14 protein-coding genes are annotated in these 12,889 nt (G+C 71.7%); 3 read left to right on the top strand and 11 right to left on the bottom strand.

What is annotated here, in order from left to right; translation table 11 throughout:
• Positions 1–6: 6 nt before the first annotated feature.
• The 3 genes from AB0O76_RS09820 to AB0O76_RS09830 form a co-directional block, all read right to left on the bottom strand.
• The gene (locus AB0O76_RS09820) at positions 7–1,251 is read right to left on the bottom strand and encodes a sigma-70 family RNA polymerase sigma factor (RefSeq protein WP_365488053.1); all 1,245 of its coding nucleotides are present in this window, start codon (positions 1,249–1,251) and stop codon (positions 7–9) included.
• A gap of 136 nt (positions 1,252–1,387) precedes the next feature.
• The gene (locus AB0O76_RS09825; protein WP_365487276.1) at positions 1,388–1,744 is read right to left on the bottom strand and encodes a YciI family protein; all 357 of its coding nucleotides are present in this window, start codon (positions 1,742–1,744) and stop codon (positions 1,388–1,390) included.
• Positions 1,745–1,789: 45 nt separating this feature from the next.
• Positions 1,790–3,280, bottom strand: coding sequence for an MFS transporter (locus AB0O76_RS09830; RefSeq protein ID WP_365487279.1), 1,491 nt, complete (start codon positions 3,278–3,280; stop codon positions 1,790–1,792).
• 92 nt (positions 3,281–3,372) lie between these two features.
• Here AB0O76_RS09830 and AB0O76_RS09835 point away from each other — a divergent pair, with 92 nt between their 5' ends.
• Both AB0O76_RS09835 and AB0O76_RS09840 read left to right on the top strand, forming a co-directional pair.
• On the top strand, positions 3,373–4,044 hold the full coding sequence (locus AB0O76_RS09835; protein WP_365487282.1) for a helix-turn-helix domain-containing protein: 672 nt from the start codon (positions 3,373–3,375) through the stop codon (positions 4,042–4,044).
• A gap of 19 nt (positions 4,045–4,063) precedes the next feature.
• Entirely contained in the window at positions 4,064–5,167 is a 1,104-nt protein-coding gene (locus tag AB0O76_RS09840; protein WP_365487285.1) for a hypothetical protein, read from the top strand.
• 16 nt (positions 5,168–5,183) lie between these two features.
• Here AB0O76_RS09840 and AB0O76_RS09845 read toward each other — a convergent pair whose 3' ends face one another.
• Genes AB0O76_RS09845 through tsaB form a run of 4 tightly spaced genes read right to left on the bottom strand, consistent with a single transcriptional unit; the run spans position 5,184 to position 7,720 of the window.
• Positions 5,184–5,441 carry a hypothetical protein gene (locus tag AB0O76_RS09845; protein ID WP_365487288.1) on the bottom strand — a complete coding sequence of 86 codons (258 nt, stop codon included), beginning with the start codon at positions 5,439–5,441 and terminating at the stop codon, positions 5,184–5,186.
• Positions 5,438–6,559: a tRNA (adenosine(37)-N6)-threonylcarbamoyltransferase complex transferase subunit TsaD gene (tsaD, locus tag AB0O76_RS09850; protein ID WP_365487291.1), complete on the bottom strand. Its 1,122-nt coding sequence runs from the start codon at positions 6,557–6,559 to the stop codon at positions 5,438–5,440. The genes AB0O76_RS09845 and tsaD overlap by 4 nt, the downstream gene beginning before the upstream one ends.
• On the bottom strand, positions 6,552–7,034 hold the full coding sequence (gene rimI, locus AB0O76_RS09855; protein WP_365488056.1) for a ribosomal protein S18-alanine N-acetyltransferase: 483 nt from the start codon (positions 7,032–7,034) through the stop codon (positions 6,552–6,554). The genes tsaD and rimI overlap by 8 nt, the downstream gene beginning before the upstream one ends.
• A gap of 29 nt (positions 7,035–7,063) precedes the next feature.
• Positions 7,064–7,720: a tRNA (adenosine(37)-N6)-threonylcarbamoyltransferase complex dimerization subunit type 1 TsaB gene (gene tsaB, locus AB0O76_RS09860; protein ID WP_365487293.1), complete on the bottom strand. Its 657-nt coding sequence runs from the start codon at positions 7,718–7,720 to the stop codon at positions 7,064–7,066.
• Positions 7,721–7,828: 108 nt separating this feature from the next.
• Here tsaB and AB0O76_RS09865 point away from each other — a divergent pair, with 108 nt between their 5' ends.
• Complete coding sequence (locus tag AB0O76_RS09865) at positions 7,829–8,383, top strand: hypothetical protein (RefSeq protein ID WP_365487296.1); 555 nt, start codon at positions 7,829–7,831, stop codon at positions 8,381–8,383.
• Between the two features lie 410 nt (positions 8,384–8,793).
• Here AB0O76_RS09865 and tsaE read toward each other — a convergent pair whose 3' ends face one another.
• The 4 genes from tsaE to AB0O76_RS09885 are packed head-to-tail and all read right to left on the bottom strand — an operon-like array spanning position 8,794 to position 12,433.
• On the bottom strand, positions 8,794–9,306 hold the full coding sequence (gene tsaE, locus AB0O76_RS09870; RefSeq protein WP_365487299.1) for a tRNA (adenosine(37)-N6)-threonylcarbamoyltransferase complex ATPase subunit type 1 TsaE: 513 nt from the start codon (positions 9,304–9,306) through the stop codon (positions 8,794–8,796).
• Between the two features lie 22 nt (positions 9,307–9,328).
• Positions 9,329–10,540, bottom strand: coding sequence for an alpha/beta hydrolase (locus AB0O76_RS09875; RefSeq protein WP_365487301.1), 1,212 nt, complete (start codon positions 10,538–10,540; stop codon positions 9,329–9,331).
• Positions 10,541–10,553: 13 nt separating this feature from the next.
• On the bottom strand, positions 10,554–11,723 hold the full coding sequence (alr, locus tag AB0O76_RS09880) for an alanine racemase (RefSeq protein ID WP_365487304.1): 1,170 nt from the start codon (positions 11,721–11,723) through the stop codon (positions 10,554–10,556).
• 50 nt (positions 11,724–11,773) lie between these two features.
• Positions 11,774–12,433: a L,D-transpeptidase gene (locus tag AB0O76_RS09885; RefSeq protein WP_365487307.1), complete on the bottom strand. Its 660-nt coding sequence runs from the start codon at positions 12,431–12,433 to the stop codon at positions 11,774–11,776.
• Between the last annotated feature and the right edge of the window lie 456 nt (positions 12,434–12,889).

The raw sequence follows: 12,889 nt of genomic DNA on the forward strand, positions 1-12,889 counted from the left end.
GAAACCTCAGCAGTCGGCCGCCCTCCCCAGCAACAACTCCCGCTCCCTCCCATTCCGCGCAAGCCCCGCCGCCCGCTCGAACTCCTCCCGCGCCTCCGCCCTGCGGCCGAGGCGCAGCAGCAGATCGCCCCGCACGCTCGGCAGCAAGTGGTAGCCCTTCAGGGCCGGTTCAGAGGTCAGCGCGTCCACCAGGGGCAGCGCCTCGCCGGGGCCGACCGCCATCGACACCGCCACCGCGCGGTTCAGTTCGACCACCGGCGAGGGCGCCCGCTCGGCCAACAGGGCGTACAGGGCGGCGATCTGGGCCCAGTCCGTCTCCTCGTACGAAGCCGCGTTCGCGTGGTTCGCGGCGATCGCGGCCTGCAGGGCGTACGGGCCAGGGCCACCCGTGGCCACCGCCCGTGCCCGCGCGAGCGCCGCGAAACCGCGCCGGATCAGCGCCTGGTTCCACCGGCGGCGGTTCTGTTCCGCGAGGAGCACCGGCTCGCCCGCCGGGCCCGTCCGCGCCGCCGCGCGCGAGGCCTGGAGCTCCAACAGCGCCGCCAGGCCGTGCACTTCGGGCTCCTTCGGCATCAAACCGGACAGCACGCGGGCAAGGCGGAGCGCGTCCTCGCAGAGGGAAGGGCGCAGCCAGTCGTCGCCCTCCGTGGCCGCGTACCCCTCGTTGAAGATGAGGTAGATGACCTCCAGGACCGATCCGAGGCGGGCCTCGCGGTCGGGGCCGTACGGAACTTCGAAGGGCACCCCTCTGGCGGCGAGGGTGCGTTTCGCGCGCACCACGCGCTGGGCCACCGTCGGCTCGGGGACCAGCATCGCGCGGGCGATCTCCGCCGTCGTCAGACCGCCGAGCAGCCGCAGCGTGAGCGCGATGCGGGCCTCGGCGGAGAGCACCGGGTGGCAGGCGGTGAAGACGAGACGGAGGAGGTCGTCGTCGATGTCGTCGGGGTCGGCGTCGGCCGGGTCGGCGTCGGCCGGGTCGGCGGCGGACGGCGGCGCCGCCTCCAGGTCGCGGCCCATCTCCGCCAGCTTGCGCGCGTAGCGCTCCCTGCGGCGTACGAGGTCGATGGCGCGGCGCTTGGCCGTGGTCATCAGCCAGGCGCCCGGGTTGTCGGGGACGCCGGTCGCCGGCCACTGTTCGAGCGCGGCGACCAGCGCGTCCTGTGCCAGTTCTTCGGCGATGCCCACGTCGTGCACGATCCGCGCGACACCGGCGACGACGCGCGGCGACTCGATCCGGAAGACGGTGTCGATGGCGCCGCGGGAGGCGTCCGGGCAAGGGCGCTCGGAAGGGCGAGGGTGCTCAGAAGAGTGGGCCGTCACGGCCAACCATCAGAGCACCCTGCGCCAGGCACCGCAAAACCGCAAAGACACGGCGCACCGCAAAGACTCAGCCCTCCGCGATCTCCCGGACCTCCGCCGTCACCGTCCACTCCTCGTCATGGGTCTTCAGGAAGCGGCTTGCCCACTCGATCGCCTCGGCCTTGTCCTTGCACTGTGAGATCGAGTAGCCGCCGACGACCTCCTTGGCCTCGGTGAACGGCCCGTCCGTGACGGAGAGGCGGCCGCCCTCCCAGTGCACCCGGGAGGCCTGGGACGTGGGCGTGAGGCCGGCGGTGTCGAGCATGACGCCCGCCTTGGTGATCTCTTCGAGCAGCTCGCCCATGCGCTGCCCCATCTCGGGGCTCGGGCCGCCCTCGGGCGCGTTCTTCTCGTCGATGCGGATCATCGTCAGGTAGCGCGGCATGACCGGTTCTCCATTCGGTGCGCGGGCGGGGCTTCTTCCCGCCTCTCACCCATGCGTCGAACGGGAGACGCCCGGATCGACATCGTCGCCGAGATTCTTCGAAGTTTCTTCCTGGGCATGCGTCTGCGCAGGTCGGGGCCGTGCGGGCGCGCGATGCAGCATCGCTGTCGCAAGCGCGGCCGCGACGAGGAGCGCCGCCGCGACCCAGAACGCCGTCGCGTATCCGTCGGCCAGCGCCCCTGTCCCGCGCCCGTCCCCCGTGACCCCCGACGCCACCGTGGCCAGGACCGCGAGCCCCAGCGAGCCGCCCAGCTGGCGGGAGCTGTTGAGCAGCCCCGACGCCATGCCGGTCTCCTCCGCGGCGACACCCGACGTCGCGGCCGTGCCCAGCGGCACGAAGCACATGCCGATGCCCACGCTCGCGACCATCGAGGGCCCCAGGATGGAGTTGAGGAACGTGCCGTCGACGCCCACCGTGAGCCCGAACCAGGCGAGCCCCGCCGCCCCGAGGAGTCCGCCGGTCACCAGAAGTGCCCGCTCCCCGAAGCGCACCACGGTCCGCGCCGAGATCACCGACCCTGCGACGACGCCCACACAGAACGGCAGGAAGGCCGCTCCCGCCGTCGTCGGCCCGTACGAAAGCACCTCCTGGAGGTAGAGCGAGGTGAAGTAGAAGGCGGCGAACTGCCCCGACGACATCAGGAGCGCGAAGGCGTTCGCGGAGAGCACGGGCCGGTGGGTGAGCAGGCCGAGCCGCAGCAGCGGATCCCGCTTGCGGGACTCGACGACGGCGAAGGCGGCGAGCAGCACCGCCGCCGCGCCCAGCGTGCCCAGGGTCGTACCGGATCCCCATGCGTACGTCTCCGTACGCACGAGCCCGAGGACCAGTACCGCCATGCCCGCCGTGACGAGCAGCGCCCCCACCACGTCGAGGCGCGGCGCGGGCCCGGTGCGTCGGTCGGCGGGCACGCCGCCGCGCGAGAGGAGGAGCGCGGCGAGCACCACCGGGACATTGATCAGCATCACGGAGCGCCAGCCGGCCCAGTCCGTGAGCAGTCCGCCCGCCATCACGCCGACCGCACCGCCGAGCGCTCCCGACGCCCCCCAGAGCCCGAGCGCCCGCGAACGCGCGGCCCCCGCCTCGTAGTTGACGGTGATCAGCGCGAGGGCGACGGGTGCGAGCGCCGCCGCGCCCGCGCCCTGCACGGCCCGCGCCGCGACGAGCTGCCCCGGAGTGCCGGCGAGACCGCCCGCCAGGCTCGCGGCGCCGAAGACCGCGAAGCCGGCGATCAGGGTGCGCCGCCGCCCCACCAGGTCGGCGAGCCGCCCGCCGAGCATGAGGAGGCCGCCGAAGGCCAGCGCGTAGGCGTTGACCACCCAGATCAGTGAATCGGCTCCGAAGCCGAGGTCGTCGCCGATGTCGGGCAGGGCGATGTTCACGACGGACATGTCGAGCGAGACGAGGAACTGCACGGTGAGCAGCACCGGCAGCAGCCAACGGGTGTGCGAGGGCGTCGAGTCAGCAGTTTTCACCATGCCCAGGCACATTACTATACGCGTATAGAAAATCAATCGGGATGTGCCGCGCGCCGGGGCCTGGCACGGCGGCAGGCGCGACAATGAGCCACGTGGCAGCTGAAACAGAGAAGAAGAAACGCGGCCGCCCCAGCCGCATCGACCTCGACACGATCGTCGCCATCGCGCGCCGCATCCTCCAGGAGGAGGGCGTCGCCGCGCTCAGCATGCGCCGGGTCGCCAAGGAGGTCGGCACGACCCCGATGGCGCTCTACCACCACGTACGCGACAAGGACGAGCTCCTGATGCTCACCCTGTCCGGCACGGCCGACTCGGTCCCCCGCCCCGAGCTGCCCGACGACCCGCGCGACCGGATGCTCGCGGTCTCCGTGCACATGCACGGCACGCTGGCGCGCATGCCCTGGGTGGTCGAGGTCCTGAGCCTCGGCGATCTCACCGACAAGGGCGCGCTGTGGATGGTCGAGGAGATCGTCGGCTCGGCGATGACGCTCGGACTCACCCCGGGTCAGGCCGTCGCCGCCTACCGCACCATCTGGCACTGCGTGTACGGCGATCTGGTCTTCCGTCAGGCGATGGCACGCCGCGCCGAGGAACCCGACCGCAGGCGCCACTTCCCCGAAATGATCACGGACGCGGACGCCGATGAGCTGCCCCACATGACCGCACTCGCCGATAGCTGGCTGGAACTGACTGCGGACTACGACGTGTCCAAGCAGTTGGGAGCGGTCATCGACGGGCTCCTGGGGCAGGCGGAACGCACCTAAACGTTCATCGGGGGAACAGATGGCGATGCTGAGCCAGGGATCGACGGCGCAGGCCACGAGAAGCCGCGTGTACGGGGCGGACGGACCGGCGTATCTGCGGATGGGCGGCGCCGTCATCCTGTACGCGCTCGCGGCCGCGGGCTGGATCGCGTACGAGACGAGCCAACGCGGCCAGGACGAGGGGGACTTCTTCAAGGCCCTCTGGGACCCGCGGGCGGGCCTGGTCCCCTGGGCGCAGACGCCGAACGACTGGGCGCTGATCACCGCCGCCCTGGTGGCGGGTGCACTCGCGCTCGGGCGGCGACGCGTGGCGCGCGGGGCGCTGATGCTGCTCGCGGTGGTCCTGATCGGACTGTCGCTGCGGGAACTTGTGGGGCTCGCGGTCTCCGACGGGTACCGGTCGATGTTCGACCAGCTCGACTACGGAACCTGGCTCATCGTCTTCCGCGTGGCGGGGCTCATCGTGGGCACCGGGGTCCTGATCGAGATGGTGCGCGCGGGCCGGCTCGCGGGCGGCCCGCAGCCGATCGGCGCGCCGCACGCCGGGTACGGCGCTCCGAACGCCGGATACGGCACTCCGTACGCCGCCCCGCACGATGCGACGCCCGGCGGCCACGGACCCGCCGGCTACGGACCGCCGATTCCGGGCTACCGCCCGGCGACGACCCGGCCAGGGTTCATCGCCGCCGGCGTCTCCCTGCTGCTGTGCGGCGCCGCAGCGTTCGGCTGGCTCGTCTACCGGCTCACGCGCTCCGAGGTGTATCTCGTGGGCGGCACGTACGGCGGCAACACGAGCGCGGAGGACTTCTTCCGCAACGTGGTCGACGCCTCGCACGGCCCGTCGATCCCGTACACGTTCCACACCATCGCCATGGTGATGGCGCCGCTGCTGGTCGGCATCTTCCTGCTGCGCGGCTTCGCGGCCGCCCGCGGTGCCGCGCTGACGCTGGCGTTCATCTCGCTGTACCTGGACGTGCGCGGCCTGGTGCCGGTTTTCGCCGACGGCCAGTTCGACGCCTACTTCGACAGCACCGTCGGCACGCTGGCGCTCCTGACGACGTTCCTGACGGTCCCGCTCATGATCGTGGCCGTGGTGACGCTGCTCCGCACGCCCGAGGAGTAGCCCGAGGAGCAGCCGGTCAGTCCACGCCGACCGACTCGAACCGCCACCTGTGCACGGCCCGGGTCACCAACTCGGGTGCGGGCTCCGGCAGTTCGGGAAGGTCGGCGTCGTACGCGGCGTCCCACCACGTCAGCACGAGCACCCGGTCCTGCGGGGCGCGGAAGCTCTCCCGCCGGACCGGCGCACCGTCCAGGACCTGCGCGCGCGCCCAGGCGAGCAGCTCGTCGCCCCGCCCTTCGGCGGCGCGGGCCTCCCACATCAGCGCGACGGTCACGAGTACAGGTTCTCCTTGCTGACCTCGTGCACATGATCGTGGGAGTGATCGTGTTCATGGGAGTGATCGTGCGTGTGGCCCGGCACATGCGGCTCCGTCACCGGGAGCGAGGAGTCCGCGGACAGGTCCCAGGCCGAGGCCGAGCGATTCCTGGCCACCATCTCCGCACCGAGCGCGGCGACCATCGCGCCGTTGTCCGTGCACAGCTTCGGCCGCGGCACCCGAAGGCGGATACCGGCCGCCTCGCAGCGCTCCTGCGCGAGCGCACGCAGACGGGTGTTGGCTGCCACGCCGCCGCCGATCATCAGGTGGTCGACGCCCTCGTCCTTGCAGGCCCGCACGGCCTTGCGGGTCAGCACGTCGACGACCGCCTCCTGGAAGGACGCCGCCACGTCACGCACCGGGACGTCCTCGCCCGCGGCCCGCTTGGCCTCGATCCAGCGCGCGACGGACGTCTTCAGACCGGAGAAGGAGAAGTCGTACGCGGGGTCGCGCGGCCCGGTGAGCCCGCGCGGGAAGGTGATCGCGCTCGGGTCGCCCTCCTTCGCGTACCGGTCGATGACGGGACCGCCCGGGAAGCCCAGATTCAGCACCCGCGCGATCTTGTCGAAGGCCTCGCCCGCCGCGTCGTCGATGGTCGCGCCCAGCGGACGCACGTCCGACGTGATGTCGGCGGACAGGAGCAGCGAGGAGTGGCCGCCCGACACGAGCAGCGCCATCGTCGGCTCCGGCAGCGTGCCGTGCTCCAGCTGGTCGACGCAGATGTGCGAGGCCAGGTGGTTCACGCCGTAGAGCGGCTTGCCGAGCGCGTACGCGTACGCCTTGGCCGCCGATACGCCCACAAGGAGTGCACCCGCGAGCCCGGGCCCCGCGGTCACCGCGATGCCATCCAGGTCCTTCGCCGTCACGCCCGCTTCCTTCAGGGCGCGGTCGATGGTCGGCACCATCGCCTCCAGGTGCGCGCGCGATGCGACCTCGGGCACGACACCGCCGAAGCGTGCGTGCTCGTCGACGCTGGAGGCCACGGCGTCGGCGAGCAGGGTGGTGCCGCGGACGATGCCGACGCCGGTCTCGTCGCAGGAGGTCTCGATGCCGAGTACGAGCGGTTCGTCAGCCATGGGTGTCGGTTCCTTGCACGGGATTCACTGAGGTTGATGGATCGGTCAGGCGCATCACCAGGGCGTCCACGTTGCCCGGCTGGTAGTAGCCGCGTCTGAAGCCGATGGGCTCGAAGCCGAAGCGCTCGTACAGCTTCTGCGCCCGTGTGTTGTCGACCCGCACTTCCAGCATGACCTCGGCGCACTCGAAGGCCGTCGCCGCGCTCAGCAGATCGGTCAGGAGCCGGGAGCCGAGCCCCGTGCCCCAGTGGCTCGGGGCCACGGCGATGGTCTGTACGTCGGCCTGGTCGCCGGCCGAGGCGAGCCCCGCGTACCCGACGAGCCGTTCGCCGTCCATGGCCACCACATAGCGGCGGGTGGCGAGCGGGCCGCGCGCGTGGGCGAGCTCGGACCAGAACATGCCGCGCGACCAGGCGTCGTCCGGGAAGAGCTCCTTCTCGAGGACGAAGACGGGATCGATGTCCCACCAGCGCATCTCGCGCAGGACAACTGTCGTCACGGACGTCACTTGGGGGTGACCACCTTGTAGTTCTTGGGGACCTGCGCGTCAGGGCGGCGCAGGTAGAGCGGCCTGGGGGCCATCAGCTCCTCGCCGGTGGCGAGCTTCTCCGCGGCGAGCGAGGCGAGCGAGGCCGCCGAGACGTGCTCGGGGGCACGGGCGTCCGGGAAGGTGTCGGGGTAGAGCACCGCGCCGGCGCCGACGGCGGGCAGCCCCGCCACCGCTTCCGCGATGTCCGCGGGCCGGTCCACGGCGGCGTCGGTGAGGCGGGTGCGCGGGTCCGCGTAGCGCGCCCAGTAGACCTCCTTGCGCCGCGCGTCCGTGGCGACGACGAAGGGGCCGCTCTCGATGCCGGACTCGTACGCGAGGCCGTCGAGCGTGCACACGCCGTGCACCGGCACACCGAGCGCGAGGCCGAAGGTGTCGGCGGTCATCAGGCCGACGCGCAGACCGGTGTAGGGGCCGGGGCCCACGCCGACGACGATGCCGGTCACCGCGTCGAGTCTCAGCCCCGCTTCGGCGAGCACTCGGTCGACGGCCGGCAGCAGCAGCTCGCCGTGACGGCGGGCGTCCACCTGACTGGAGGCTGCGACGACGGACGACCCGTCGTGCAGGGCGACGGTGACGGCGGGGGTTGCGGTATCCAGAGCGAGCAAGAGCACGCGAACAGCCTACGGCTCCGGCGCACGGCGCACGGCCGACCGGGGAAGCCGCACGCCTGCTGCTACCGTCAACGCGTAGCCGTGCGGAGTACGAAGAGGGTGGCGCAGTTGTCCAGGAGCAGCTCGGGATTCGTGGCCGGGCTCACCGCCGCCGCGCTCGCCGCGGTCGGCTTCCTCGCGTACCAGGCGTCGGCCAGCGCGCCGGACCACCTGGCGGGCCGGAAGCCGGACGCCGACCCGTCGGCCTCCGCGTCACGCTCCCCGAAGGACAAGGCCCACCCGAAGGCGGTCCCCGCGCAGTCCGGCACGGGCGAGCGGGTCATCTACTCGGTGGGCGATGACCGCGTGTGGCTGGTCAAGGCCTCCGGCAAGGCGCAGCGCACGTACAAGGTCACGCCGAGCACGGTGGACCCCGTACCGGGTACGTACGCCGTCAGCTCGCGCTCCGGGACGGTCACCGGAACGGACGGCGTGCCGATCGAGCACGTCGTGCGCTTCACCAGCGTGGACGGCATCGCGATCGGCTTCAGCTCGGCGGTGGACGGCTCGACCCCGAAGCCGGACCCGTCGAAGAAGACGGGCGGCATCCGCCAGTCCCGAGAGAACGGCAACGCGATGTGGGAGTTCGCAACGATCAGCGCGAAGGTAGTGGTCGTTCCCTAGGGTCCCGAAGAGGCGCCCCGCTGGAGCGCCCCAAAGGGGCGCGGGGAACTGCGCGAGCAACCAAGACGCACCCGCAGCCGCGCATGGCGCCCCCGAGGCAGACTCCTAGGCGCTCTTCCGCTCCCGGGGCTGCCGCTCCGGCGCACGCGGCGGCGTAGACACCGCCCTGGCCGCCGCACACGAAGCCAACAGCACGCTCATGGAAACGCCCGAAGGCCCAGGGGCCCGCCGCGCGTCACGTTCAGAAGCCGACATGGGCGCCTCCTGGGGCTCCGGGGCAGACATGGTTAGGTAGACCTAACCTGTACCGGTATCCATGTGACCACGCGCAGAGCGCCCCGCGCAACATCTTCCCGACGCCTTGTCGGAACCTTCAGTGAAACGTACGAAAGCAAAGGCCCCGCACGGGACTACGCGGCCAGCAGCGTGAGGTCCGCCTCCGCCCAGCGCGCCCCGACGCCGCTCAGCGTCACTTCCCGCACCTCGTCGGTCGTATCGCCCACCGCCCGGTGAATCAGCACGCGCAGCCGATCGTCGGAGAGCTCCTCGACCTTGCCGTCACCCCACTCCACGACGATCACCGATTCGGGCAGCGAGACATCGAGGTCGAGGTCCTCCATCTCGTCGAGCCCGCCGCCCAGGCGGTACGCGTCCACATGCACCAGCGGCGGTCCGTCGCCGAGTGACGGGTGGACGCGGGCGATGACGAAGGTCGGGGACGTGACGGCGCCCCGTACGCCGAGGCCCTCGCCGAGGCCCCGGGTCAGGGTCGTCTTGCCCGCGCCGAGCTCGCCGGAGAGCATCACGAGGTCGCCGGGGAGCAGCAGTTTGGCAAGCCGACGGCCCAACTCGCCCATCTGCTCGGGCGAGTTGACGGTGATCTTGAGGGTGGTGGCGGGGGTCGCCTCGTGCGGTGCTTCCATACCGACCACGTTAGCCGCTGCGTCAGCCGCTCGAGGTCCGCGCATCCGCCGCCGCAGGGACGGCACCGGCCCTCGCCAGCAGGTCCGCGAGCCGGTCGGTGACCACTTCGGGGTGCTCCAGCATGACCAGATGCCCCGCGTCCGGTACGAGCACGAACTCGGCCTCCGGGAGCAGATCGGCGATCGCCTCGCTGTGCTCGCTCGGCGTCACCAGGTCCTTCTCCCCCGCGAGCACGAGCACCGGCAGCTCGGCGAAGTACCGCAGCGCCTCCGCCTTGTCGTGCTCGGCGAACGCCGGATAGAACTCCGCGACCACGTCGATCGGCGTCGACTCGATCATCCGCTCGGCGAACCGCGAGATCGCCGGGTCCACGTCCTTCGACGAGAACGAGTAGCGCTTGATGATCCCCGCGAACAGATCGGATGTGGCCCGCCGCCCCCGCTCCACCAGGTCGGCCTGAGAGCCCAGCGCCTTCAGCACGCCGGGCAGGACGCGCCGGACGGCGTTCATCCCGGCCACCGGAAGCCCGAAGTTGACCTGGCCGAGCCGCCCCGACGACGTACCGACAAGGGCGGCGCCCACGACCCGCTCGCGGATCAGTTCGGGGAACTGGTCGGCAAGCGCCATCGTCGTCATGCCGCCCATGGAGTGCCCGACAAGGACCAGCGGCCCCTCCGGCGCGGCTGCGTCGATGACGGCCTTCAGGTCCCGCCCCAACTGGTCGATGGAGACCGGCTTCCCGTCCTCCAGCTGCGCGACGCCGCGCCCGGACCGGCCGTGGCTGCGCTGGTCCCAGTAGACACACCGCACGACACCGCGCAGGGCGGCCCGCTGGAAGTGCCAGGAGTCCTGACTCAGGCAGTAGCCATGGCTGAAGACGACGGTGACCGGAGCAGGCACCTTGCGCCCGAAGAGCCTGCGCCGCCGCGGTGCCTGCGCACTCTCCGCCTCGACCTCGTCGACCTCGTACGAGAGCTCCGTGCCGTCGTCCGCGTACGCCTTGCCCGGCATGCCGCGCAGCGATCCGTACGGACCCGACGCGTCGAGCGCGAGCCGTGCCTTCTTGCGCATGCCGCGGCCGACGGTCAGCCGCTCGATGGCGACACCGGCCGCGGCGCCCGCCGCGACGACACCTATCGCGGCACCGGCGATGCCGGCCCTGCGCCAGTTCCCGGCCGCAGCGGCGACTTCCGTCACCGCTTCCGCGGCCGCCCCCGTGCTGCTCTCGCTCACGTGCCGCTCCTCCTCAGTCGTCGAGCCGTTCGTCCTTCTCGGACCGCTCATTCACATAGACGCGCGGAACCCTCGAACCGATGCGGGTGACGATCTCGTACGCGATGGTGCCCGCCGCCTGCGCCCAGTCCTCGGCGGTCGGCTCGCCCCGGTCGCCGGGGCCGAACAGGACGGCTTCGGAACCGACCGGCGGCTCGTCACCGCCGAGGTCGACCACGAACTGGTCCATCGCCACACGCCCGGCGACCGTGCGCCACTTGCCGCCGACGAGAACGGGTCCGGTGCCCGATGCGTGCCGCGGGATCCCGTCCCCGTACCCCAAGGGGACGAGGCCCAGGGTGGTCTCCCCGGGCGTGACGTAGTGATGCCCGTAACTGACGCCGTGCCCCCCGGGGGCGTGCTTCACCAGGGCGAGCGAGGCGCTGAGCGTCATGACGGGACGCAGGCCGAAGTCCTCCGGCGTCCCCACCTCGGGGCTCGGCGAGATCCCGTACATCGCGATGCCGGGCCGTACGAGATCGAAATGGGTCTCCGGCAGCGTGAGCGTGCCCGGCGAGTTGGCGATGTGCCGCACCTCGGGCCGGATCCCCCGCTCCTCGGCGGCGGCGACCATCTCGCGGAAGAGTTCGAGCTGGGCGGCGATGGAGGGATGCCCCGGCTCGTCGGCGCACGCGAAGTGCGACCAGAGCCCGGTGACGCGCACGAGCCCCTCGCCCTCGGCCTGCAGCGCCTGCGAGACGAGCTCGGGCCAGTCACCCGGCATACAGCCGCCCCGCCCGAGCCCCGTGTCGGCCTTCAACTGAATACGCGCCGTGCGCCCGGCCTCTCGCGCGGCGGCCGTCACCTCGCGCAACGCCCAAAGACCACTCACCGACATGTCGAGATCGGCCTCGACGCCCTCACGCCAGGGCCCGCCCGGGGTCCACAGCCAGCACATCAGACGCCCCTGGATCCCGGCGGCACGCAGCGCGAGCGCCTCCTCGGGGGTCGCGGTGCCCACCCAGGTGGCACCGGCCTCGATCGCGGCCCGCGCGCAGGGCACCATTCCATGTCCGTACGCATTCGCCTTCACGACGGCCATGAACGCGGCGCCTGGCGCGTGGGCACGCAAAGTCCGCACATTGGCCCGGAGGGCGGCCAAATCGATCTCGGCGCGGGCACGCAAGGGTGCGGTCTCAGTCATAACGCCGACCAGTCTCTCAGAGCCCACCGACACCCTCGCAGCCGCGCGCCTCAGGTCCCGGGCCTGCGCCCCCACGCGTAGACCCGGTCTCCCTTGTGCAGCGTCCTCCACAGCCGGCGTGCGTCGTCGAGCCGCAGGTTCACGCAGCCGTGCGAGCCGGGCGGGTTGTGGATGCTGCTATAGATGCCGTGGAAGGCCTGCCCGCCGTCAAAGAACTGGCTGTAGGGCATCGGCGTCTCATAGATCGACGACCAGTGGTTCTTGTGCTTCCAGTAGACCTTGTGCCACCCGGTACGGGTCACGTACCCGGCCCGCCCGCTCCGCACGGGCACGGGCCCGAGCAGCACGCGCTTCCCCTTCTGCACCCACATCAACTGCCGCCGCAGATCGACACAGGCGACGCGGTACGCGCGCGTGGGGCACTTCTTCATGACGACTTCGCCGGGCGGCACGGATTCGATGAGCTCTTCGCCGCGGGCGGGAGCCGGTTCGATGGCGTCTTCTTCGGCACTGGGGGTGTAGATGTCCGGCGCCAGGGCCTGGTCCGGGGTGTCCTGCTGCCAGGGGTATGGCGGAGGGAGCGGGACGCCGGCCGCGGGGAAGGCGGGGTGCGGCGGCGGGGGTTCGGCGATGGCGGGCGACCCCGCGGGGATGGCGGCGGCCATCGCAAGGAGCAGGGAGAGCCCGCACCGGACGGTCTGACTGATCATGCGATGAGCGAACCCTGCGGGGCGTGTGCGGGGCGCTGAGCCGCGCGGCAGCTTCACCCAAAGGGTGACGCCCTCGGCCCACGCCGCCACGGCCGCGAACTTTTTTCGGTGGCCCGCGCGGCCTGTTGTGGCTAAGCGGCTTTGGCGCCCCGAAGGGGCGCGGGGCTGTGACATGTGCGGCTCCGCCGCGAAGGGGGTCCCCCCTGTTCGAGCGAAGCCGAGAACTTGGGGGAGCGGCCAGCCACGACACAGCCGCAGACGAGCGACGGCATCCTCGCGGCACTTCCCGCGGAGCGCTTAGCGCCGGCGCGCACGTTCCGGACTCGCTCGGGGCACCAGGATCCGCGCTTGCATCGCTCCGTGCGAGAGCTCGCCTGAGACCTCCCACCCGCGCGCTGCAACCGGAAACGGGACGTGGCCGCCGTCACCGACTCCGTCCGCGGCACACCCACCCGA

Source organism: Streptomyces sp. NPDC086554, from assembly GCF_040686095.1.
GTDB lineage: Bacteria > Actinomycetota > Actinomycetes > Streptomycetales > Streptomycetaceae > Streptomyces.

Excerpts from the sequence above, each read along its gene's own strand:
- AB0O76_RS09825 (WP_365487276.1), bottom strand. The coding sequence starts at position 1,744 with ATGCCGCGCTACCTGACGATGATCCGCATCGACGAGAAGAACGCGCCC.
- AB0O76_RS09830 (WP_365487279.1), bottom strand. The coding sequence starts at position 3,280 with ATGGTGAAAACTGCTGACTCGACGCCCTCGCACACCCGTTGGCTGCTG.
- AB0O76_RS09840 (WP_365487285.1), top strand. The coding sequence starts at position 4,064 with ATGGCGATGCTGAGCCAGGGATCGACGGCGCAGGCCACGAGAAGCCGC.
- tsaD (WP_365487291.1), bottom strand. The coding sequence starts at position 6,559 with ATGGCTGACGAACCGCTCGTACTCGGCATCGAGACCTCCTGCGACGAG.
- rimI (WP_365488056.1), bottom strand. The coding sequence starts at position 7,034 with ATGCGCTGGTGGGACATCGATCCCGTCTTCGTCCTCGAGAAGGAGCTC.
- tsaE (WP_365487299.1), bottom strand. The coding sequence starts at position 9,306 with ATGGAAGCACCGCACGAGGCGACCCCCGCCACCACCCTCAAGATCACC.
- alr (WP_365487304.1), bottom strand. The coding sequence starts at position 11,723 with ATGACTGAGACCGCACCCTTGCGTGCCCGCGCCGAGATCGATTTGGCC.
- AB0O76_RS09885 (WP_365487307.1), bottom strand. The coding sequence starts at position 12,433 with ATGATCAGTCAGACCGTCCGGTGCGGGCTCTCCCTGCTCCTTGCGATG.